Source organism: Pseudomonas sp. Wu6, assembly GCF_019891515.1.
Lineage (GTDB): Bacteria > Pseudomonadota > Gammaproteobacteria > Pseudomonadales > Pseudomonadaceae > Aquipseudomonas > Aquipseudomonas orientalis_A.
On the sequence record NZ_JAFLXH010000042.1, the window covers coordinates 16,425 to 37,096 of the forward strand.

Consider the following 20,672-nt stretch of genomic DNA (forward strand, 5'->3'; position numbering starts at 1 on the left):
ATCTGATCGCTTTTTTTCAAAAAGTTGCAGGCGCCATTTATCTATTACTGATTGCAACAAACCGTTTGCAGCGTCACTCTGTATGCATAACCAGTAGTTGGCCGCGTTGTGCCATGAGCCACCCCCTCGAAGACCCCTTGTATTACCTGCACAACTTCCGCCAAGTGCTGATGTGGTTGGAGCAGCGCTATGCCGATCTGCTCGACCCTGACGAATTGCAGTTCATTCAGCAATTCGACAGGTTGCCCCAGGCGTCACAAGCGTTATTGGTGCGCATGGTCATGCGCAAGGGCGTGCATTTTCGTGGGGCAAAGCTCAACTACCTGGAAATCGGCTGTCCGCACGCGGCCATGCAACCACTGCTGGCGTCCGGTTGGGTCGAGGACCAATGCCCGTTGGGCTTTGAAGAGCTGTTCGGCGTGCTGCAAAAAGGCGAGCTGCTCGCGGCGTTCAAGCCCTGGATCGAGCACCCCAGGGGCCGCAAAACCGACTGGCTGGCGCCATTGGCGGCGCAGTTCAATGAAAGCCGCAGCTTCGCCCTTTGGTGCCCCGACCTGCAAGACGTGCTCTACAGCCTGACGGTGATGCCGTTGTGCGACCGCTTGCGCCTGATGTTTTTCGGCAACCTGTATCAGGACTGGTCGGAGTTCGTGCTGGCGGACCTGGGGATCTACACCTACGAGAAGGTCGCGTTCTGCGCCGAGTCCCGAGGGTTGCGCAGCCGCGCCGACGTCGAGGGCTTCTTGTTCCTGCACCAGTGCCAGCAGGCTTTCGAGGCGGGCCAGGCGCTGGAAACGGTGTTGGCGCACATCGCCACGCTGCACACCGACAACCCCTGGCTGGAAAAACGCCGCGCCAAACTGCTGTTCCAGATCGGCCAATACTGCGAGCGCAGCGCTGAGTTGAGCGTGGCCGAGCAGATCTATCGTGGCTGCGCCTATCCCGGCGCGCGTGCGCGGCTGATCCGCGTGCTGGAGCGCCAGGAGGCCTATGCACAGGCCCTGGCGTTGGCCGTGGCGGCGCAACAGGCACCGCAAAGCGCCGCCGAGCAGCAACACCTTCTGCGCGTAGTGCCGCGTCTGCGGCGCAAGCTGGGTGAGCCCAAAGTGCCCAAGGCCAAGCCGCGAGCCGTCACGCGCCTGGACCTGGCACTGACGCCGCCGCAACCGCTGATGTCGGTGGAATATTGTGTGCAGGCCCACCTGAGCGAGCCCGACGCGCCGGTGCATTACGTGGAAAACGGCCTGATCAATTCGCTGTTCGGCCTGCTGTGCTGGGACGTGATCTTCGCGCCGCTGCCGGGCGCGTTTTTCCACCCGTTCCAGCGCGGGCCTGCCGACTTGCACAGTGAGGACTTTCATCAGCGCCGAACCGAGTTATTCAGCACGTGCTTTGAGCAACTGCGGGACGAGCGCTACAAGACCACCATTCGCCAGCGTTACGTGGACAAATGGGGCATTCAATCGCCCTTTGTGTTCTGGAACCTGCTCAGCGAAGAGCTGCTGGAGCAGGCCCTGACGTGCCTGCCGGCCGAACACTTGCGCTACTGGTTCGAGCGGCTGCTGCTGGATATCCGCGCCAACCGCACCGGGATGCCCGACCTGATCCAGTTCTGGCCGGCGCAGAAGACCTACCGCATGATCGAGGTCAAGGGCCCTGGCGACCGCCTGCAGGACAACCAACTGCGCTGGCTGGAGTTCTGCGGCGAGTACCAGATGCCGGTCACGGTCTGCTATGTGCGCTGGGCAGAGCCCGCTTGAGCTACAGCGTCGCGGTGCGCGCGTTGTGCGAATTTACCGCCAAGGTCGGTGACCTGGACCTGCGCTTTACCCCGTCGCCCAGTGCCCAGGAAGGCATCGTCGGCCATCGCACGGTGGCGTCGCGGCGCAGCGCGCATTACCAGAACGAAGTCGCGCTCGAGGGCGAGTACGAGCAACTCAAGGTGCGGGGCAGGGCGGACGGCTATGACCCGGACAGCAACCGCCTCGAAGAGGTAAAAACCTATCGCGGCGACCTTAAGGCCCAGCCGGCCAACCATCGGCAATTGCATTGGGCCCAGGTCAAGGTCTATGGCTGGCTGATGTGCCAGAAGCTGGGGCTTGATGAGATCGAGCTGGCGCTGGTGTATTTCGATATCGTCGGCGAGGGCGAGACCCTGCTCAAGCAGCGCTTTGCCGCGCCGGACCTGGAGCGCTTCTTCAAGCAGCAATGCGCGCTGTTTCTCGACTGGGCCCACCAGCAGATGCAACACCGTGAGGCGCGCAACCGCGACGCGCAAGGCCTGGCGTTTCCCCATGCCGAGTTTCGCAGCGGTCAGCGTTCGTTGGCCGAATCGGTCTACAAGGCGGTGAGCACCGGCCGTTGCCTGATGGCCCAGGCGCCGACCGGCATCGGCAAGACCGTCGGCACGCTGTTTCCGATGCTCAAGGCCCTGGCGCCGCAGCAGTTGGACAAGGTATTTTTCCTCACCGCCAAGACCCCGGGCCGCAAGCTGGCGCTGGATGCCGCCCAGGTGCTGTACGACAGCAGCCCCGCGCTGTCCCTGCAGGTGCTGGAACTGGTGGCCCGGGACAAGGCCTGCGAACACCTGGACAAAGCCTGCCACGGCGACTCGTGCCCGCTGGCCAGGGGCTTTTACGATCGCTTGCCCGCCGCCCGCCAGGCGGCAGCCAGGGTGCGGCTGCTCGATCAGCGTCACCTGCGGGAGGTGGCCCTGGCCCACGACGTCTGCCCGTATTACCTGAGCCAGGAAATGGCGCGCTGGACCGACGTGGTGGTTGCCGACTACAACTACTATTTCGACTTCGGCGCCATGCTCTTCGGGCTTGCGCAGCTCAATCAGTGGCGCGTCGCGGTGCTGGTCGACGAGGCGCATAATCTGGTCGAGCGCGCGCGTTCGATGTACAGCGCCAGCCTCGACCAGTACAGCCTCAAGACGCTGCGCGACAGCGCCCCCGAGCCGTTGAAAAAGCCCTTGCAGCGCCTGAACCGTGAGTGGAATGCGCTGCACAAGGACCAACTGGCGCCGTATCAGGCATACGCGGCCAAACCCGACAAGCTGCTCCAGGCCCTGAGCCAGTGTGCCAGCGCCATGGGCGAGTATTTCAACGACCATCCCGAAGCCCTCAGTGGCGACTTGCAGGCCTTTTACTTCGAGGCGCTGCAATTTAACAAGGTGGCCGAGCTGTTCAATGAACACTTCATCTTCGATATCAGCAAACGCCAGTTCAGCGCCAAGCGCAGCAGCTCGACCCTGTGCCTGCGCAACGTGGTGCCGGCCGAGTTCATTCGCCCCAGGTTGACAGCCGCGCGCAGCAGCGTGCTGTTCTCCGCGACCCTCAGCCCGCGCCACTACTACGCCGACTTGCTCGGGTTGCCGCCGGACACCGCCTGGGTTGACGTCGAATCGCCGTTCAAGGCCGAGCAACTGCAGGTGAGCATCGTCGACCGCATCTCCACGCGGTTCGTGCACCGCCAGGCGTCGCTGGAACCCATCGTGGAACTGATCGCCCGGCAGTTCGCCACGCAGCCGGGCAACTACCTGGCGTTTTTCTCCAGCTTCGATTACCTGCAACAAGTCGCGCAGCTGCTGGCCGAGCGGCACCCGCAGATTGCGCTGTGGCTGCAGTCGCGAGGCATGGCCGAAGCTGAACGCCAGGCCTTTCTGGACCAGTTCACCCCGCACAGCCAGGGCGTGGGGTTTGCGGTACTGGGTGGCGCCTTTGGCGAAGGCATCGACTTGCCCGGTGCACGCCTGATCGGCGCGTTCATCGCCACCCTGGGCCTGCCGCAGCTCAATCCGGTGAATGAACAGATGAAAGCGCGCATGGGCGCGATCTTCGGCGCGGGCTATGACTACACCTATTTTTATCCCGGTATCCAGAAAGTGGTGCAGGCAGCGGGGAGGGTGATCCGCAGTCAACATGATCGGGGTGTGGTGATGTTGATCGATGATCGCTTTGGTGAGGCGCGGGTGAGGCAGTTGCTGCCCAAATGGTGGTCGCCAACGACCTGAGGGACTCACCGCCATTCAAATGTGGGAGGGCTTGCCCTGATACCCGCTGTAGGAGCGAGCTTGCTCGCGAAAAACTCACAGGCACCGCGTTCATTCAGGAAGCACGCGTTATCGTTGACGTTTTTCGCGAGCAAGCTCGCTCCTACAGACGGCGGTACTGGGTTGAGTGTCAGACCACTTCCAGGTAGGAGCTTTGTATCGCCCGTGCCAGTTCGCGCACGGTGTCGATAAAGTCGGTCAGCCGGGTGTGCAGCCCGTCTTCCAGAATCTCATCGATCCCGGTGTACCGCAGGCGTGCCTCGAATTCGGCGGCCAGGCGCTGCGCCGTGCGGCCGTAACTGCCGGGCAGGTCGGCGAGGATGTGGCTCAGTTCCTCGATGCACGCATGCAGTGAACGCGGCACGTCGCTGCGCAACAGCAGCAGCTCGGACACCGAACGGGCGTTCAAGGCATTCGGGTACAGCTCGGTATAGGCTTCGAACGAGGACAGCGCGCGCAACAGGGCGCTCCACTGGTAATAGCCGCGTGCCGACACGTCGCTGACTTCTTCGGACTCTTCACCAAACATCTCATAGCGCGCATCCAGCAGGCGCAGGGTGTTGTCCGCACGTTCGACGAAGGTGCCCAGGCGAATGAATCGGTAGGCGTCATTGCGCATGATGGTGCCGGAGGTTGCGCCGCGAAACAGGTGCGAGCGTTGCTTGACCCAGTCACAGAAATGGCTGATGCCATGCCGCGCCAGGCCGCCGGCGGCGATGCTGCGCATTTCCAGCCAGGTGGCGTTGAGGTTTTCCCACATGTCGGCGGTGATGCGTCCGCGCACGGCATGGGCATTGCCCCTGGCAGCGCGCAGGCAGTTGTAGATACTGGCCGGGTTTTCTTCATCCAGGGCGAAAAAGTGCAGCATGCGCCCGGCGTCCAGTTGCTGATGGCGCTCAAGGTAACTGTCCAACGTGCCGCTGCTGAGCAGCGACATCGCCAGTTCATCGAGCCCATCGCTGCGCCCGGCCTGGGGCATCAACGACAGCGAATAACTGACTTCCAGCATGCGCGCCAGGTTCTCGGCGCGCTCAAGATAGCGGGACATCCAATACAGATCTGCGGCGGTTCTACTCAACATACTCAGCCCTCCACCACCCAGGTGTCCTTGGTTCCGCCGCCTTGCGACGAGTTGACGATCAGCGAGCCTTCCTTGAGCGCTACACGGGTCAGGCCGCCGGGCACCAGGCGGGTTTCCTTGCCCGAGAGCACGAACGGGCGCAGGTCGATATGCCGCGGCGCGATGCCGTTTTCGACGAAGGTCGGGCAGGTGGACAGGCTCAGGGTCGGTTGCGCGATATAGGCATGGGGACGCGACTTGATGCGCTGGCGAAAGTCCTCGATCTCGGCAGCGCTGGACGCCGGGCCCACCAGCATGCCGTAGCCGCCCGAGCCCTGGGTTTCCTTGACCACCAGTTGCGCAAGGTTGGCCAGCACATGGGACAGTTCATCCGGCTTGCGGCACTGGAAGGTCGGGACGTTCTGCAGGATGGGTTCTTCATCCAGGTAAAAACGGATCATGGCCGGCACATAGGGGTAGATCGACTTGTCGTCGGCCACGCCGGTGCCGATGGCGTTGGCCAGTACCACGTTGCCCGCGCAATAGGCGGCCACCAGGCCGGGCACGCCGAGCATCGAGTCGGGGTTGAACGCCTGCGGGTCGAGGAAGGCGTCATCGATGCGCCGGTAGATCACATCAACCGCCTTGGGGCCGTCGGTGGTGCGCATGAATACCTTGAGTTCGTGCACGAACAGGTCGGCGCCTTCCACCAGCTCCACGCCCATTTCCCGAGCCAGGAAGGCATGCTCGAAGAAGGCGCTGTTGAAGCGCCCTGGGGTGAGGACCACCACGTTGGGGTTGTCCAGGCGGCTGGCGCTTTTCAGGGTCTTGAGCAGCAGGTTGGGGTAGTGGTCCACCGGCGCGATGCGCTGCCTGGCGAACACTTCCGGGAACAGGCGCATCATCATCTTGCGGTCTTCGAGCATGTAGCTGACGCCGCTGGGGGTGCGCAGGTTGTCTTCGAGTACGTAGTAGGTGCCGTCGCCGTCGCGTACCAGGTCGACGCCGGAGATGTGCGAGTAAATGTCGCGGTGCAGGTCCAGCCCGACCATTGACTTCTGATAGCCCTCATTGCCCAGCACCTGGTCTGCCGGGATGATGCCGGCCTTGATGATGCGCTGGCCGTGGTAGATATCGGCGAGAAACATGTTCAACGCGGTGACCCGCTGGATACAGCCGCGCTCGATCACGCTCCATTCGCTGGCGGGAATGCTGCGCGGGATGATGTCGAAGGGGATCAGGCGCTCGGTGTCTTGCTCGTCGCCGTACAGGGTGAAGGTGATCCCGGCGCGGTGGAACAGCAAATCCGCTTCACGGCGACGCTGGGCCAGCAGTTCCGGCGGCGTATTGGCCAGCCAGCGGGAGAAATCCTGATAATGCGCACGGCAGGCGCCGTCTGCATCATTCATTTCATCGAAGAAAGATCGAGCCATTCCAGTACCTTGTCAGTGCCCAGCCTTGCTTGGTTGGCAGCTTGCTTGGGTGGCACTGCCGCTAAAAACGCTTTTCTTATGAGCCTGTGGCTAAGGGTGCCAACAGGCCTGGTCCTTACTTTCTTATGGAGTCGGCTCTGGGTCGGGGGGTAACGAATGCTCCTGTTTACCGGCGGATGAATGGATTAAGCAAGGCTTGTGCCGGAAACGGCAGTCACTACCGGTAAATCCTCTGTAGGAGCGAGCTCGCTCGCGAAGAACGCACGGGCAATGGGTTCAAGCAGACTGGCGCGTCATCGTTGAAGATCTTCGCGAGCAAGCTCGCTCCTACGGGGGTCGGGGGGTGCTCTGATTTGGTGCGCGACGAACTTGAACTTCACCCAGGTCCGCTTCTTCTAATGAGCCTTGAAACCGGATGGAGCCGCATCGTGCCCAGAATCATTTCGCCCAACACCCCGGAAGCGGCGTTGACCGACCACAGCGAGCACAACGCCAAGATCTTCGGTTCGCCCAAGGACCGTCTCGACTTCTATCGTCGCGAGATCCAGTACGAAACCAGCATCCTGGCCAACCGCACCGACGCCTACCTCACCGCCCAGTCATTCCTGGTGATTGCCTTCGTCTCCGGCATGGGCAATCTGAACCCGGAGTGGGGCAAGTTGTTCACCCTGGTGGTGCCGGCGATTCTCGCCGCCCTGGGCATTCTCAGCTCACTCAACGCCTGGCCCGGCATCCGCGCCGCGTACGAGATCATCGATCACTGGCACTACAAGCAAAGCGAGTTGCTGCGCAGTGAGCCGGTGATGGGCCTGGCCTATGACGAGTCGCCGCTGTTTTCCGAAATGGAGTCCACCCACAAGGGCTATCGCAAGTCCCTGCTGTTCTCCATGCGCGCGCCGTGGTTGTTCATGGGGTTCTGGCTGGTGTTGGGCATTTATGCCTTTTACATCCAGGTCGACAACCCATTGCGCTGAGCAATCGGACGGAACTTCACCCGTTAACCCAGCGCCTTAGCTTTACGGGGTACAGATTCCCCGCAAGCCTGCAATGAGGTGCGCCATGACCACAGATCACGATCCCCAGACCACTGACCGCAACGACCCGGCGATCGACGCCGGCAAGCCGGCCCCCGGCACCGCCGCCGATGCACCCAAGGACCCGACGCCGGCCAGCGACCCGGACGCCCAGGAAAACGACTACAGTCCGGACTTCAAGCCTGAGCCTGAGCACAAGCCTGAAACCGATGCCGATATCGATACGCAGGGCGGTTAGAGGAGACAGTCATGTCAAAAGAACTGGACGAAGAACTCAACGATCCGGGCAATGAAGACCCGGGCTCATTGATGGACGATGCCGAGGTGCCGCTCAACGATCTGGATGAAGCGGCGGACGTCGGCAATAGCGAAGATCAGCACTGATCCGGCGGCGCGCCCCAGGTTTCACTGTTTCTGCGCGGTGCGCCGTTCGTACCACACCAGCATCGGCTGGGTGCTCAAGCCATGCACCATGATGCTCAACGCAATCACCGAAAGCGTGAGGTTCACCGCCACGGCGCTGCTGGTGCCGATCAGCCCGTGGTTGAGGGCATAGAACAGATAGTAGATGCTGCCGATTCCGCGAATGCCGAACCAACTGACCAAGCTACGTTGGCGACGGTCCATCAGGCTGCCCCACGGCATGGCGAACACGCTGAGCGGGCGAATTACGCAAAACAGCAGCGCGGCCAGCGCCAGTGCGCGCCAATCCCAATGGCTGACCAGCACGATGCCCAGCACGGTCACCAGGAACACTTCCATGGAACGCTCCACCAGGCTGCCGAAGGCGAGCATGTCGCCCATCATTACGCCGGCCGCGATTTGCGTATCCTGCAATTGACTCACATCGCCATGCAGGGCCCGTTCAGGCTCGATCTCCAGGTGACCGACCACCGGTTGCGCCAGATGCTCGGCGGGTGTCTGGGCGTAACCGGTGGACTTGAACTCCGCCTGGCGCAGCCCCAGGCCCGCCGCGAATACCGACAGGAAGCCATAACCACCGATGGCTTCAGCGCTGACATAGGCCAGGGCGATCAGCGCCAGGGTCAGGTAGTCATTGGGTGACAAGGTGCTGTCGGCATTGATCAGGCGCAGGCGCAAGGTCAAACGACCGATACCACGCCCCATCCAGTAACCCGTCAACAGCCCGGCCGGCACTGCCCACAGCAGGTTTTTCAGCACCCAGCCACCGAACCAGTCGCCATCGAAACCGCCATGCTGCATGAACAGCAGGCCGAAGATCACAAAGGGAAACGCGGTGCCGTCGTTCAAGCCGGCTTCGCCGGACAGGCCGAAACGCAGGGGGTCGTAGTCCTGGGCATTATTGACCTGAACCAGGCCGGCCAGTACCGGGTCGGTGGGCGCCAGCATCGCGCCCACCAACAGCGACACGCCCCACGACAGCTGGAACAGGTAATGCAGCGCCAGGCAGGCGCCGAAGATGGTCAGCAGCATCACCGGCCCGGCCATGCCAAAGGCGATGCGCCAAGTGCGGTGCCTGAGCGGCAGGCGCAGTTTCAAGCCGCTGACGAACAGCGAAAACAGCACCGCGACTTCAGTCAGGTGCTCCATCCAGCGGGCTGAGCCCTTGATGTCCAGGTCCAGCAGGTCCACACCCAGCGGGCCGATGGCGACGCCCAACAGCAGGCACACCGCCGAGGTGGTCACCGGCATCCAGCGCAGGTAGGAGGACGTGAGGGCGAGGGTCAGCAATACGGCGCCCAGTACGGCCAACCATAGAATAAATGTCATCGAACGAGCACCGGGGGCCGTGGTTTGTGCAGGTTTTGAGGGCCGCGGCAGGGTGCAGGTTCAATGTGATTGCATCGCGTTGCCACTCACGCCGGCCACGGTTTCACGCTGATTTGATCCGATCCTGCAACAAGCGCTCCAGCGTCTCCACCGGCAATGGTCGGCTGAACAGATAGCCCTGGATCTGATCGCAGCCGGCTTCTTTCAGGAAGGCCAGCTGCGCCTGGGTTTCCACCCCTTCGGCGACGACGCGCAGCTTCAAGCTGTGAGCCAGTTCGATGATCGTGCGGGTAATCGCCGCATCCTGCGGGTTGGTGGTGACTTCGCGGATAAATGCGATGTCGATCTTCAACGTGTCGATGGGGAAGCGACGCAGGTACGCCAGGCTCGAATAACCGGTGCCGAAATCGTCGATGGCGATCTTCACGCCCATGGCGCGCAGGCGTTGCAGGGCGGCGATAGTGTGTTCAGTGTTTTCCATCAGCGAGCCTTCGGTGAGTTCCACCTCCAGCCAGTGGGCGTCAACGCCGGTTTCGACCAGGATGTGCTCGATGTCGGCAATCAGGTCGCCCTCGATCAACTGATGCCCCGAGACGTTGACCGACACTTCAATCGCACCGAGGCCGTTCAATTGCCAGGCGGCGATCTGTCGGCACACGCTCTCAATTACGCAGCGTCCCACGGGCACGATCAGGCCGAGGTTTTCCAGGATCGGCACGAACACCGCCGGCGATACCGCGCCATACCCTGGCCGATCCCAGCGCAGCAAGACTTCCAGGCCGCAGACTTCGCCGTTGGCCAGTTCGACCTTGGGCTGGTAGTGCAGGGCAAACGCGTGTTGTTCGACCGCCTCGCGCAGGTCGTTCTCCAGGTCTTGCCGGGCCAGGTCGTGCACGTTCATCTGGGTGTGATCGCTGCCGCGTTGTTGCAATTGCTGCTCCAGCCTCAGGCTGTGTTGCTTGAGCTCATCGCCATGGGCCTTGAGCCGCAGCAGGTTGCGCACCCGCAGCCACAGTTCGACGCGTTCGACCGGCTTGCTGATGAACTCCTCGGCGCCGGTTTCCAGGCCGCTGACCCGCGCGCTGGATTCGCTCAAGGCCGAGAGCATGATGATCGGGATGTTCGCCGTGACGGGGTTGGCCTTGAGCTGGGTGGCCACTTCGTAGCCGTCCATGCCGGGCATCATGATGTCCAGCAGGATCAGGTCGGGCGGCTGCTGCGCCACCAACTGCAAGGCTTCTTCGCCGTTGCTCGCGCTCAGGGTCTGGTAACCCTCATGCTGCAGCAGGGTTTCCAGGAGTTTGCGGACCTGGGGTTCATCGTCAACGATCAACAGGGTTGCGGGTGAGCTGGCCATGGAGAGAACTCATGCGGGAGGTGTGATGGTCGGGTTCAGCAGGGTGTCGATCACCTGGTACAGCTCCTTGTAGCGCAGGGGCTTGGTGACGTAGGCGTCGCAACCGGCCAGGCGGGTTTTTTCCCGATCTTCCTTCATGGCCATGGCGGTGAGGGCGATCACCGGGATATGCGCGGTGAGCGGGTCTTGCTTGAGCAAGCGGGTCGCGGCCAGGCCGTCCATGCCTGGCAACTGGATGTCCATCAGGATCAGCGCCGGTTGTTGTACGCGGGCCAGGGTCAGCCCGCTTTCGGCATCCGCCGCCCACTGCACGTTGTGCCCGGCGCTGACCAGCAGCAGGCGCGCCAGGCGCATATTCGCTTCGTTGTCTTCGATGATCAGGATATCGGCCATGCGGCCTCCGGAATGCGGTGCAGCGGCAGCCACGCCACGAAACGCGCGCCCAGGCCTTCGCGGCTGGCCACGGCCACGCTGCCGCCGTGCAGTTCGGTCAACTGCTTGACCATCGCCAGCCCCAGGCCGGTGCCTTCGAATTTGCGCGCCAGGCTGCTGTCGATCTGGCTGAAGGCCTTGAACAACTTGCCCATGTCATCCGGGGCGATGCCGATACCGGTGTCGCTCACGCTCAGCTCGAGGAATGCCGGGTGACTGCCGGGCGGCAGGGCAAAACCCTGCACCGGCCAATCGCCGGGGACCCGGCCGACCTGGTCACGCCCGACTTCACGCACCACCAGGGTCACGGTGCTGCCGTGCTCACTGAACTTCACCGCATTGGCCAGCAGGTTGTAGACGATCTGCTTGGTCTTGCGCAGGTCCAGTTGCAGCCAGCCAAAATCCTGCGGGTTGTCCAGCGTCAACTGGATGCGCTGCAGGGCGGCCTTTTCACGCACGATCAACAGGCTGTTGGCCAACAGGCCGGCCAGTTCCACGGGTTCCAGTTCGAGGTCCATCATCCCGGCCTCGACCTTGGACAGGTCGAGGATGTCGTTGATCAACGCCAGCAGATGCTGGCCGCTGGTGAAGATATCGCCGATGTATTCGCGCTGGATCTCGCTCATGTCGCCCACCAGCCCGTCCTTGAGCGCCTCGGAAAAACCGATCACCGCGTTCAGCGGTGTGCGCAGTTCATGGGACATGGTGGCGAGAAATTCCGACTTCATGTGGTTGGCATGCTCCAACTCCAGGTTCTTTTCTTCCAGGGCACGTTCGAAGCCTTTGCGCTCGGCCTCTTCCTGCTTGCGCGCGGTGTTATCGGTGCCGATCAGCAGGTAACCGATGATCGTGTCATGCCGATTGCGCAGGGCCGTTACCGAGACCATGGCCGACAAGCGACTGCCGTCCTTGCGGATGTAGGTCAGCTCGTAGATGTCTTCGATGCCGCGGGAGGCCTTGAAGACCAGGGCTTCGAACCCCGGCGTGATCGGCGTATCGAGTTCCAGGCTCAGAGCGGCGGCGCGGGTAATCAGTTCGGCTGGGTCGGAGATGTCGGCGGGGGTGATGCGGTTGAGCACATCGGCGGCGGCGTAACCGAGCATGCGTTCGGCGCCGACGTTGAAGATCTGGATCACGCCCTTTTCGTCAGTGGCGATGCTGGAGAAATAGGCGCTGTTGAAGATCGCATCCTGCAGCGCGCCGGTCTTGAGCAAGGTTTTCTGGCGCTTGAACTCGACGATTTTTTCGGCGCGTGATTGGGGCGGGTCGGGTAGGGGGGTGTCCATTGCCAGGTAATCCGTGAACGTCAGGCCTGCCATCGGCACAGGGCGATGGCGCAGAACATGTTCACAGAAGACCGCGCGAACGCGACGATGAGGACATGAGTTTGTTGGACAATAGCAGAGATTGTGGCGTTTTGATGGCCGAGGCCGGCCTTTTGACGCAATAGCGTCCGCATTTCAATGATTTACGTGTTTCTTCGCTGATGAAACGTTTCACCTTACGGATAATTGGCAACGCAAGCGCTTGCGTAAGCAAATGTATCTAAACTAGAGTCGGCAGCACTCGACAACAAAAACAATAAATCCAGGAGCTCATCCATGAGCCTTGAACCCTTGCTTGAGATGCAGGGCATCAGCAAAACCTTCAACGGTTTGCGCGTGCTCAAAAGTGTCGGCCTGAAGGTCTACCCCGGCGAAATTCACGCCTTGATGGGGGAGAACGGCGCCGGCAAGTCCACGCTGATGAAAATCCTCTCCGGCGCCTACCAAGCCGATCCCGGCGGCGTTATCCGCATCGACGGCCAACCCGTCGCCAGCTTCACTCCCGCTACCGCCAAGGCCCTGGGCATCGCCGTGATCTACCAGGAACTGAGCCTGTGCCCGAACCTGAGCGTGGCCGAGAATATCTACCTGGGCCGCGAACTGCGCCGAGGCTGGACCATCGACCGCAAGGGCATGCAGGCCGGTTGCGTGGAGGTGCTGCAACGCCTGGGCGCCGAATTCACCGGCGCCACCCAGGTCAGCAGCCTGTCGATTGCCGAGCGCCAGTTGGTCGAAATCGCCCGCGCCCTGCATGCCCACGCCAGGATCCTGGTGATGGACGAACCGACCACGCCGTTGTCGTCCCGTGAAACCGACCGTCTGTTCGCGCTGATCAAACAACTGCGCAGCCAGGGCCTGGCAATCATCTACATCAGCCATCGCATGGCCGAAATCTACGAGCTGTCGGACCGCGTCTCGGTGCTTCGCGACGGCCAATACATCGGCGAGTTGACCCGCGCGGCGCTGTCGGCCGACGTGCTGGTGAAAATGATGGTGGGTCGCGACCTGTCCGGCTTCTACAAGAAGGAACACGCTGCCTATAACCCCGGCAACGTAGTGATGCGCGTGCGCGACATGGCCGATGGCAAGCGCGTGCGCCACTGCAGTTTCGATCTGCATGCCGGTGAAGTGCTGGGCATTGCCGGGCTGGTGGGGGCAGGGCGCACGGAGCTGGCGCGGCTGATCTTCGGCGCCGACCCGCGCACCAGCGGCACCCTGGAAGTGGTGGGCAAGACGGTGACGCACCTGCGCACCCCGGCAGACGCCATTGGTGCCGGCGTGGTGTACCTCACCGAAGACCGCAAGGCCCAGGGCCTGTTCCTGGACATGAGCGTGGCCGACAACATCAATGTGTGCGCCTGCGTGCCGGATGCGCGGGCCGGTGGCGTGCTCGATCGCGCCCATGGCGCACAGCGCGCCAATGACGCGATCAAGTCGCTGTCGATTCGCGTGGCCTCGGGCAAGGTCACTGTGGGCGCGCTGTCCGGCGGCAACCAGCAGAAGGTGTTGCTCGCGCGGCTGCTGGAGGTCAAGCCCCATGTACTGATTCTGGATGAGCCCACCCGTGGCGTGGACATCGGCTCCAAATCCGAGATTTACCGCATCATCAATCAATTGGCCCAGGCGGGTGTCGGCATTGTGGTGATCTCCAGCGAACTGCCGGAAATCATCGGCACCTGCGACCGTGTGCTGATCATGCGCGAAGGCCAGTTGGTGGCTGAAGTCGGCGGGGCCTCCGGTCACGTCATCTCCCAGGAACGTATTATCGACCTCGCCACCGGTGGCGATCAGGTGGCTGCCAATGGCTGAATTCAATAGCGCAACAACCGTGGGCAAGGCGGAACGCGTGCGTGAGCTGATGCGCACGGTGGGCATGTTGCCGGTGCTGGTGTTGCTGCTGGTGGGCTTCGCCCTGGCCAGCGAGAACTTCATGACCCTGCAGAACCTGTCGATCATCACCCAGCAGGCCTCGGTGAATGTGGTGCTGGCGGCCGGCATGACCTTCGTGATTCTCACGGCGGGCATCGACCTGTCGGTGGGCGCGATCCTGGCGGCGTCGGCGGTGGTGGCATTGCAGGCGTCGATGTCGCCGCAGTTCGGCATGTTCGGCATCGCCGCCGGGATTGGCTTTGGCCTGTTGCTGGGCTTGGTCAACGGCGGGTTGATCGCTTTCATGCGGTTGCCGCCGTTCATCGTCACCCTCGGCGCGCTCACCGCCATGCGTGGCCTGGCAAGGCTTTTGGCCGACGACAAGACCGTGTTCAACCCCGACTTGCCGTTTGCTTTCATCGGCAATGACTCCATCCTCGGTGTGCCCTGGCTGGTGGTGATTGCCGTGGCGGTGGTGGCGCTGTCGTGGTTCATCCTGCGTCGCACGGTGATGGGCGTGCAGATCTATTCGGTGGGTGGCAACCCGGAAGCGGCGCGACTGTCGGGGATCAAGGTGTGGAAGGTGCTGTTGTTCGTCTACGCCATGTCCGGCGCGCTGGCCGGGCTCGGCGCGGTGATGAGCGCCTCGCGCCTGTTCGCCGCCAACGGCCTGCAACTGGGGCAGTCCTATGAACTGGATGCGATTGCCGCCGTGATTCTCGGTGGCACCAGCTTTACCGGCGGCGTCGGCACCATCGGCGGCACCCTGATCGGTGCGCTGATCATTGCGGTGCTCACCAATGGCCTGGTGCTGCTGGGGGTGTCGGATATCTGGCAGTACATCATCAAGGGCATCGTGATCATCGGCGCGGTGGCGCTGGATCGCTATCGCCAGTCCGGCGCGCGTACCTGAGTTGGCTCATACAACAATCACAAGAGAGAGACCCGCATGAACGTCAAACGTATTTTCCCGCTGATTGCCTTGGCTGCCCTGATGTCCCAGGCCGTGCAAGCCCGTGAACTCAAGGCCCTGGGCATCAGCATGGGTTCGCTGGGCAACCCGTATTTCGTCACGCTGGCCGATGGCGCCACGGCGCGGGCCAAGGCGTTGAACCCCAACGTCAAGGTCACTTCGGTGTCGGCCGACTATGACTTGAGCAAGCAGTTTTCGCAGATCGACAACTTTATTTCCTCCAAGGTCGACCTGATCCTGATCAATGCCGTCGACCCGTCCGCCATGGCCTCGGCGATCAAGAAAGCGCGGGATGCCGGGATTGTCGTGGTGGCGGTGGATGTGGATGCCAAGGGCGTGAACGCCACGGTGCAGACCGACAACGTCGAAGCCGGCAAGCTGGCCTGCCAATACCTGGTGGATAAACTCTCGGGCAAAGGCAATGTGATTATCCAGAACGGCCCGCAAGTGACCGCCGTGACCGACCGCGTCAAAGGCTGCAAGGCCGCGCTGGCCACCGCGCCGGATATCAAGCTGCTGTCCGACGACCAGGACGCCAAGGGCTCGCGCGAAGGCGGCCTGAACGCGATGCAGGGTTACCTTACGCGCTTCCCGAAAATCGACGGGCTGTTCGCGATCAACGACCCGCAAGCCATTGGCAGCGACCTGGCGGCCAAGCAACTCAAGCGCAGCGGCATCATTATCACCTCGGTGGACGGCGCGCCGGATATCGAAAACGCGCTGAAGACCGACACCCAGATCCAGGCCTCCGCCAGCCAGGACCCGTGGGCCATGGCCCAGACCGCCGTGGACGTGGGCAATGACCTGCTCAACGACAAAGCTCCCTCGCAAGCGGTGACCTTGCTCACGCCCAAGCTGATCACCCGCGACAACGTGGGCAGCTACAGCGGCTGGTCGAGCAAACACTGAAGTCTTGACCCGAGGGGATAGCGCCATGGTCACCATGGATGACGTGGCACGCAGGGCCGGGGTGTCGACATCGACGGTGTCCCATGTGCTCAACGGTACGCGCAAGGTCAGCCCGGCCACGGTGCAGGCGGTGCAACAAGCGATCCAGGTGCTGGGCTACGCGCCCAACACCCTGGCGCGTTCACTGGCGCGGTCGAGCACCAATACGATTGGCGTGGCGATCTCGGCGCTGTCTAACCATTACTTCAGCGAGACCGTGCACGCGATTGAAACCGCGTGTGCCAGGCACGGCTACATGATGCTGTTCGTCGACACCCACGACGACCCGGAGCAGGAATTGCGGGTCGTCACCGCGCTGCATCAGCGGCGGGTCGACGGCATTGTGCTGGCGCCGTCGAACGGCTCGCTGGCCCTGGATTACCTACGCGCCAATGCAATTCCCGCGGTGCTGGTGGATCGCATGATGAGTGAGCAGTTCGATCAGGTCGGGGTGGAGAATGCGCAGCCGACCCAGGCCCTTATTGAACACCTGATTGCCCATGGGCATCGCCGTATTGCTTTCATTGCTGGGCGTGCCGGGTTCAGTACCACGGATGAGCGTGTGGCCGGGTACAAAGCTGCGTTGCAGGCGGCGGGGCTGGTGTTTGATCCGCAGTTGCTGGTCAATGGCGGCTCCAACACCGAGCCGGCACGCCAGGCCACCGTGCAGTTGCTGAGCCTGGCCGCGCCGCCGACCGCCATCATGGCCGGCAACAACCTGATGACCCTGGGCGCCATGCAGGCTCTGCGTGACGCCCACATCGATGTGCCGGAGCAAATGGCCCTGGTCGGGTTCGATGATTTCGAATGGGCGGATTTTTTCCTGCCGCGCCTGAGCCTGATCGCACAGCCGGTGCAGGCCCTCGGCGCACGTGCGGTGGACTTATTGCTGCAACGCATGGCTTCTCCCAGCTCGCCGCCCCAGAGCGTACGACTGGCGCCGACCCTGCAATTACGTAATTCCTGCGGCTGTGATTGATTGGAATAACCCACGTATGAACGGTCCTGTTTCCCTCGGTATTGATCTTGGCACCTCTGAACTCAAGGCCATCCTCATGGATCTCGACGGCAGGGTGCTGGCCCATGCCGGCGTGCGCTTGAGCGTATCGCGTCGCCATGAAGGCTGGTCCGAACAGGCGCCCCAAGACTGGTGGCACGCGTGTTTACAGGCGCTGGAACAGCTGCGCGAGCATGCGGCGTTTGCCCGTGTGGCCTGTATCGGCCTGTCGGGGCAGATGCACGGCGCGGTATTGCTCGGGGATGACAACCGCGTGTTGTACCCGGCCATCCTGTGGGACGACTCACGCGCGGTAGTACAGGCGCAGCAACTGGGCGTCGAGCATGCCGAGGTCACGGGCAGCTTGCCGATGGCCGGGTTGACCGCGCCCAAGCTCCTATGGCTGCAACAGCATGAACCTGAGGTGTTCAACGCGATTGATTGCGTGCTGTCGCCCAAGGATTACCTGCGCCTGTGCCTGAGTGGCGAGCGCATCAGCGAGATGTCGGATGCCGCCGGCACCCTGTGGCTGAATGTGGCGCAGCGTGAATGGTTTACCCCGATGCTGCGCGCCACCGGCCTAGCGCCTGCGCAAATGCCCAGGCTGGTGGAGGGCGGCAGCGCGAGTGCCTGTGTAACGGCGGTCGGGCTCGGCTTGTCGCCGCAGGTGGTCATCGCCGGTGGCGGCGGGGATAACCCGGCGGCGGCGGTGGGTATCGGTGCAATCAATGCCGGTGACGGCTTTATCACCCTGGGCACCAGCGCGGCGATTGTCGCGATTACCGACCACGCCGCCGGCAACCCGGCCAGTGCGGTGCACAGCTTCTGCCACGCGCTGCCCGAGCGCTGGTACACCATGGGCGCGATGTTGGCCGGTGCCAGTTGCCTGCGCTGGGTAACACGCCTGACGGGCCTGCCGGATGAGCAAACGCTGTTGGACCAGGTGCAGGCGCAATTGCCCATCGAGCAGGGGGTACCGTTGTCCACGCCGTTGTTCCTGCCGTACCTGGCGGGTGAGCGCACGCCCCATAACGACCCCTTGCTGCGCGGAGGCTTCATGGGCCTCGGCCACGACTGCACGCCGGCGATGCTCGGCTACGCGGTGATGGAAGGCGTGGGTTTCGGCCTGCTCGACGCCTGGCGCGCGGTGCAATCGACCGGTGCCGAGGTCAAGTCCTTTGCGCTCGTAGGCGGAGGGGCGCGCAGTGAGTATTGGGCGCAATTGCTGGCCAATATTCTGCAAAGGGAAGTCTTTACGTTGCACGGCAGCGAATTGAGTGCGTGCATTGGGGCGGCGAAATTGGGGTATATGGCCATCGTGCAGGGCGCGGATCTGCTGGCGGCGGGTATGCCGGTGAAGATGCGGTATGTGCCTGATGAGCGGCATCAGCCTGTGTTGGCGGCGCGCTATCGCAAATTCCAGGGGTTGCTCGCGGCAGCGAAAGCCCTTCAGGATTAAACAGAACTAATGTGGGAGGGGGCTTGCTCCCGATGGCAGTGTGTCAGTCTCAGATATGCTGACTGACACTCCGCTATCGGGGGCAAGCCCCCTCCCACATTTGGATCGCAGCGCATCAGATTAGATAGCTGTCGGCTGTGAGACTGCCAACTGCAGCGCCACAGCTCAGGAGCCATACCGCAATTTACTGTGGGAGGGGGCTTGCCCCCGATAGCAGTGTGTCAGTCTCCGATGTGTTGACTGACACTCCGCCATCGGGAGCAAGCCCCCTCCCACATTTGGATCGCAGCGCATCAGTTAGATAGCTGTCGGCTGTGAGACTGCCATCTGCAGCGCCATAGGTCCGGAGCTATACCGCAATTTACTGTGGGAGGGGGCTTGCCCCCGATGGCAGTGTGTCAGTCTCCGATGTGTTGACTGACACTCCGCTATCGGGGGCAAGCCCCCTCCCACAGGTTTGTGCGGTGTGCCGTCGGTCAGTCGGTCAACGGCGGCAACCGCCGCTTCACCGGGGTTTTCTTGACGATGGCGGTGTTGGTTTCGGCGTACCCGTTGATTCGGTCCAACAGGCTGTCCAACTGATCCATGGTGCGCACATGCAGGCGGGCGATGAAGCAGTCTTCGCCGGTGACTTTGTCGCATTCAGTGAATTCGGGAATCGCCTGGATCTGGCGTTCCACTTCCTGCAACTTGCCGGGCAGGGGACGGATGCGCACGATGGCTTGCAGCAGGTAACCGAAGTGTTTGGGGTCGATGTCGACGGTGTAGTGGGTCAGCACGCCGCGTTCCTCCAAGCGTCGCAAGCGTTCGCCGACACTCGGCGAAGACAGCCCGGTAATGCCGGCCAGGGCCTTGAGGGACAGGCGTGAGTCATCCATCAAAGCGGCGATCAGTTGCTGGTCGATGGTATCAATCATGGATTTTGCCTAATAAATGAAGGTGATTCGAGGCTGCGGCCTTTTTTAGTCGCTGGAGCGGCTATGTGTCAGATTGCCATAATTGAGCCTCACTTGAGGAGCGTCAATTATGGATACCGCTGTCCGTCGCGGAATGTGGGAAATGATCGCCGCCATGCTGATTTCCGGCACCATCGGCTGGTTTGTACTGGTGTCCGGCGTGTCGGTGATCGAGGTGGTGTTCTGGCGCTGCGTTATCGGTGCGCTGGCGTTGTTGCTGGTGTGCGCCTGGTTCGGTTACCTGAGGCTGGACCTGCTCAGTTGGGCCAGGTTCGGGCTGGCCGTGCTCAGTGGCGTGGCCATTGTGGGCAACTGGTTGCTGCTGTTCGAATCCTACTCGCGCGCTTCAATCGCTATCAGTACGGCGGTGTACAACGTGCAACCGTTCATGTTGGTGATGCTGGCGGCGGTGTTTCTCGGTGAGCCGATCACCCTGCGCAAAATCACCTGGCTGAGCGTGGCGTTTCTGGGCATGTTGGCTATTGTCACGGCCCATGGTGCGCAGCCAGGCGGCGGCGACTATCTGGCAGGCGTCGCACTGGCCCTGGGCGCGGCTTTTTTGTACGCGGTCGCCGCGCTGATCATCAAGCGGCTCAAGGCGGTGCCGCCGCATTTGATGGCGTTGATCCAGGTGACCACCGGTGCCGTGCTGCTGGCGCCGCTGGTGCCCTGGGACAGTTTGCCCGCGTCGACCAATGCCTGGGCGGCGCTGGCGACCCTGGGTCTGGTGCACACGGGGTTGATGTATGTGTTGTTGTACGGGGCGATACAGAAGCTGCCGACCGCAATGACCGGCGCGTTGTCGTTCATCTACCCGATTGCGGCGATTTTCGTCGACTGGATCGCGTTCGGGCATCGCCTTGGGTGGCTGCAATGGCTGGGTGTGGCGGCGATTCTGCTGGCGGCGGCGGGGTTGCAGCGGGGCTGGTGGTGGCCCCGTAACCTCGGTAGGAGCGAGGGGGACGCCTAGTTCTTGCTCGTAGTTCTTGCTCGCGAAGAACGTTAACGATAACGCGGCGCATC

The 20,672-nt window shown here is 62.4% G+C and carries 18 protein-coding genes; 11 read left to right on the forward strand and 7 right to left on the reverse strand.

Features of this window, described 5'->3' with window-relative positions; genetic code table 11:
- Nucleotides 1-113 precede the first annotated feature (113 nt).
- Entirely contained in the window at nt 114-1,760 is a 1,647-nt protein-coding gene (locus J1G34_RS23330; RefSeq protein WP_122464125.1) for a VRR-NUC domain-containing protein, read from the forward strand.
- Nucleotides 1,757-4,015 carry an ATP-dependent DNA helicase gene (locus J1G34_RS23335; RefSeq protein ID WP_222994692.1) on the forward strand — a complete coding sequence of 753 codons (2,259 nt, stop codon included), beginning with the start codon at nt 1,757-1,759 and terminating at the stop codon, nt 4,013-4,015. The genes J1G34_RS23330 and J1G34_RS23335 overlap by 4 nt, the downstream gene beginning before the upstream one ends.
- Before the next feature lie 169 nt (nt 4,016-4,184).
- Here the strand turns inward: J1G34_RS23335 and J1G34_RS23340 are convergent, their stop codons facing one another.
- Together J1G34_RS23340 and J1G34_RS23345 are read right to left on the reverse strand one after the other, a co-directional pair.
- A complete protein-coding gene (locus tag J1G34_RS23340) occupies nt 4,185-5,135 on the reverse strand; it encodes an alpha-E domain-containing protein (protein ID WP_065893115.1) in 951 nt (316 codons plus the stop codon).
- A 2-nt stretch (nt 5,136-5,137) separates the two neighbouring features.
- On the reverse strand, nt 5,138-6,547 hold the full coding sequence (locus J1G34_RS23345) for a circularly permuted type 2 ATP-grasp protein (protein WP_222994693.1): 1,410 nt from the start codon (nt 6,545-6,547) through the stop codon (nt 5,138-5,140).
- A gap of 428 nt (nt 6,548-6,975) precedes the next feature.
- Between J1G34_RS23345 and J1G34_RS23350 the strand changes: the two genes are divergently transcribed.
- The 3 genes from J1G34_RS23350 (at nt 6,976) to J1G34_RS27340 (ending at nt 7,965) form a co-directional block, all read left to right on the forward strand.
- On the forward strand, nt 6,976-7,521 hold the full coding sequence (locus J1G34_RS23350) for a hypothetical protein (RefSeq protein ID WP_065893129.1): 546 nt from the start codon (nt 6,976-6,978) through the stop codon (nt 7,519-7,521).
- Nucleotides 7,522-7,606: 85 nt separating this feature from the next.
- Nucleotides 7,607-7,819, forward strand: coding sequence for a hypothetical protein (locus J1G34_RS23355; RefSeq protein WP_122464121.1), 213 nt, complete (start codon nt 7,607-7,609; stop codon nt 7,817-7,819).
- 11 nt (nt 7,820-7,830) lie between these two features.
- A complete protein-coding gene (locus tag J1G34_RS27340) occupies nt 7,831-7,965 on the forward strand; it encodes a hypothetical protein (protein ID WP_262411931.1) in 135 nt (44 codons plus the stop codon).
- Nucleotides 7,966-7,986: 21 nt separating this feature from the next.
- On the opposite strand, the gene J1G34_RS23360 is transcribed toward J1G34_RS27340, so the two are convergent.
- From J1G34_RS23360 to J1G34_RS23375, 4 genes are all read right to left on the reverse strand, one after another.
- Nucleotides 7,987-9,333 carry a cation:proton antiporter gene (locus J1G34_RS23360; RefSeq protein ID WP_065893118.1) on the reverse strand — a complete coding sequence of 449 codons (1,347 nt, stop codon included), beginning with the start codon at nt 9,331-9,333 and terminating at the stop codon, nt 7,987-7,989.
- Nucleotides 9,334-9,436: 103 nt separating this feature from the next.
- Nucleotides 9,437-10,690, reverse strand: a complete 1,254-nt coding sequence (locus tag J1G34_RS23365; RefSeq protein ID WP_065893119.1) for an EAL domain-containing response regulator — start codon at nt 10,688-10,690, stop codon at nt 9,437-9,439.
- Nucleotides 10,691-10,699: 9 nt separating this feature from the next.
- Complete coding sequence (locus J1G34_RS23370; RefSeq protein ID WP_065888128.1) at nt 10,700-11,083, reverse strand: response regulator; 384 nt, start codon at nt 11,081-11,083, stop codon at nt 10,700-10,702.
- Entirely contained in the window at nt 11,068-12,408 is a 1,341-nt protein-coding gene (locus J1G34_RS23375; protein ID WP_222994694.1) for a sensor histidine kinase, read from the reverse strand. Before J1G34_RS23375 ends, J1G34_RS23370 begins: the two co-directional genes overlap by 16 nt.
- A 315-nt stretch (nt 12,409-12,723) precedes the next feature.
- Here J1G34_RS23375 and J1G34_RS23380 point away from each other — a divergent pair, with 315 nt between their 5' ends.
- From J1G34_RS23380 to xylB, 5 genes are read left to right on the forward strand one after another with little or no spacing between them, the layout of a single operon-like run.
- Complete coding sequence (locus tag J1G34_RS23380; RefSeq protein WP_065897421.1) at nt 12,724-14,256, forward strand: sugar ABC transporter ATP-binding protein; 1,533 nt, start codon at nt 12,724-12,726, stop codon at nt 14,254-14,256.
- Complete coding sequence (locus J1G34_RS23385; protein WP_065888130.1) at nt 14,249-15,229, forward strand: ABC transporter permease subunit; 981 nt, start codon at nt 14,249-14,251, stop codon at nt 15,227-15,229. The genes J1G34_RS23380 and J1G34_RS23385 overlap by 8 nt, the downstream gene beginning before the upstream one ends.
- A gap of 36 nt (nt 15,230-15,265) precedes the next feature.
- Nucleotides 15,266-16,198 (forward strand): ABC transporter substrate-binding protein, encoded by a 933-nt coding sequence (locus J1G34_RS23390; RefSeq protein WP_065937285.1) that lies wholly within the window; start codon nt 15,266-15,268, stop codon nt 16,196-16,198.
- A 25-nt stretch (nt 16,199-16,223) separates the two neighbouring features.
- Nucleotides 16,224-17,216, forward strand: a complete 993-nt coding sequence (locus J1G34_RS23395) for a LacI family DNA-binding transcriptional regulator (protein WP_065897418.1) — start codon at nt 16,224-16,226, stop codon at nt 17,214-17,216.
- A gap of 16 nt (nt 17,217-17,232) precedes the next feature.
- Entirely contained in the window at nt 17,233-18,693 is a 1,461-nt protein-coding gene (xylB, locus tag J1G34_RS23400) for a xylulokinase (RefSeq protein ID WP_222994695.1), read from the forward strand.
- Between the two features lie 476 nt (nt 18,694-19,169).
- Here xylB and J1G34_RS23405 read toward each other — a convergent pair whose 3' ends face one another.
- A complete protein-coding gene (locus tag J1G34_RS23405) occupies nt 19,170-19,610 on the reverse strand; it encodes an Lrp/AsnC family transcriptional regulator (RefSeq protein ID WP_057722456.1) in 441 nt (146 codons plus the stop codon).
- Nucleotides 19,611-19,719: 109 nt separating this feature from the next.
- Between J1G34_RS23405 and J1G34_RS23410 the strand changes: the two genes are divergently transcribed.
- The gene (locus J1G34_RS23410; protein ID WP_122582685.1) at nt 19,720-20,619 is read left to right on the forward strand and encodes a DMT family transporter; all 900 of its coding nucleotides are present in this window, start codon (nt 19,720-19,722) and stop codon (nt 20,617-20,619) included.
- Nucleotides 20,620-20,672 lie beyond the last annotated feature (53 nt).

Coding starts and splice junctions, on each gene's coding strand:
- J1G34_RS23385 (WP_065888130.1), top strand. CDS start 14,249: ATGGCTGAATTCAATAGCGCAACAACCGTGGGCAAGGCGGAACGCGTG.
- J1G34_RS23395 (WP_065897418.1), top strand. CDS start 16,224: ATGGTCACCATGGATGACGTGGCACGCAGGGCCGGGGTGTCGACATCG.
- J1G34_RS23365 (WP_065893119.1), bottom strand. CDS start 10,690: ATGGCCAGCTCACCCGCAACCCTGTTGATCGTTGACGATGAACCCCAG.
- J1G34_RS23345 (WP_222994693.1), bottom strand. CDS start 6,547: ATGGCTCGATCTTTCTTCGATGAAATGAATGATGCAGACGGCGCCTGC.
- J1G34_RS23375 (WP_222994694.1), bottom strand. CDS start 12,408: ATGGACACCCCCCTACCCGACCCGCCCCAATCACGCGCCGAAAAAATC.
- J1G34_RS23360 (WP_065893118.1), bottom strand. CDS start 9,333: ATGACATTTATTCTATGGTTGGCCGTACTGGGCGCCGTATTGCTGACC.
- J1G34_RS23410 (WP_122582685.1), top strand. CDS start 19,720: ATGGATACCGCTGTCCGTCGCGGAATGTGGGAAATGATCGCCGCCATG.
- J1G34_RS23390 (WP_065937285.1), top strand. CDS start 15,266: ATGAACGTCAAACGTATTTTCCCGCTGATTGCCTTGGCTGCCCTGATG.
- J1G34_RS23330 (WP_122464125.1), top strand. CDS start 114: ATGAGCCACCCCCTCGAAGACCCCTTGTATTACCTGCACAACTTCCGC.
- J1G34_RS23405 (WP_057722456.1), bottom strand. CDS start 19,610: ATGATTGATACCATCGACCAGCAACTGATCGCCGCTTTGATGGATGAC.
- J1G34_RS23355 (WP_122464121.1), top strand. CDS start 7,607: ATGACCACAGATCACGATCCCCAGACCACTGACCGCAACGACCCGGCG.
- J1G34_RS23340 (WP_065893115.1), bottom strand. CDS start 5,135: ATGTTGAGTAGAACCGCCGCAGATCTGTATTGGATGTCCCGCTATCTT.
- J1G34_RS23370 (WP_065888128.1), bottom strand. CDS start 11,083: ATGGCCGATATCCTGATCATCGAAGACAACGAAGCGAATATGCGCCTG.
- J1G34_RS27340 (WP_262411931.1), top strand. CDS start 7,831: ATGTCAAAAGAACTGGACGAAGAACTCAACGATCCGGGCAATGAAGAC.
- J1G34_RS23380 (WP_065897421.1), top strand. CDS start 12,724: ATGAGCCTTGAACCCTTGCTTGAGATGCAGGGCATCAGCAAAACCTTC.
- xylB (WP_222994695.1), top strand. CDS start 17,233: ATGAACGGTCCTGTTTCCCTCGGTATTGATCTTGGCACCTCTGAACTC.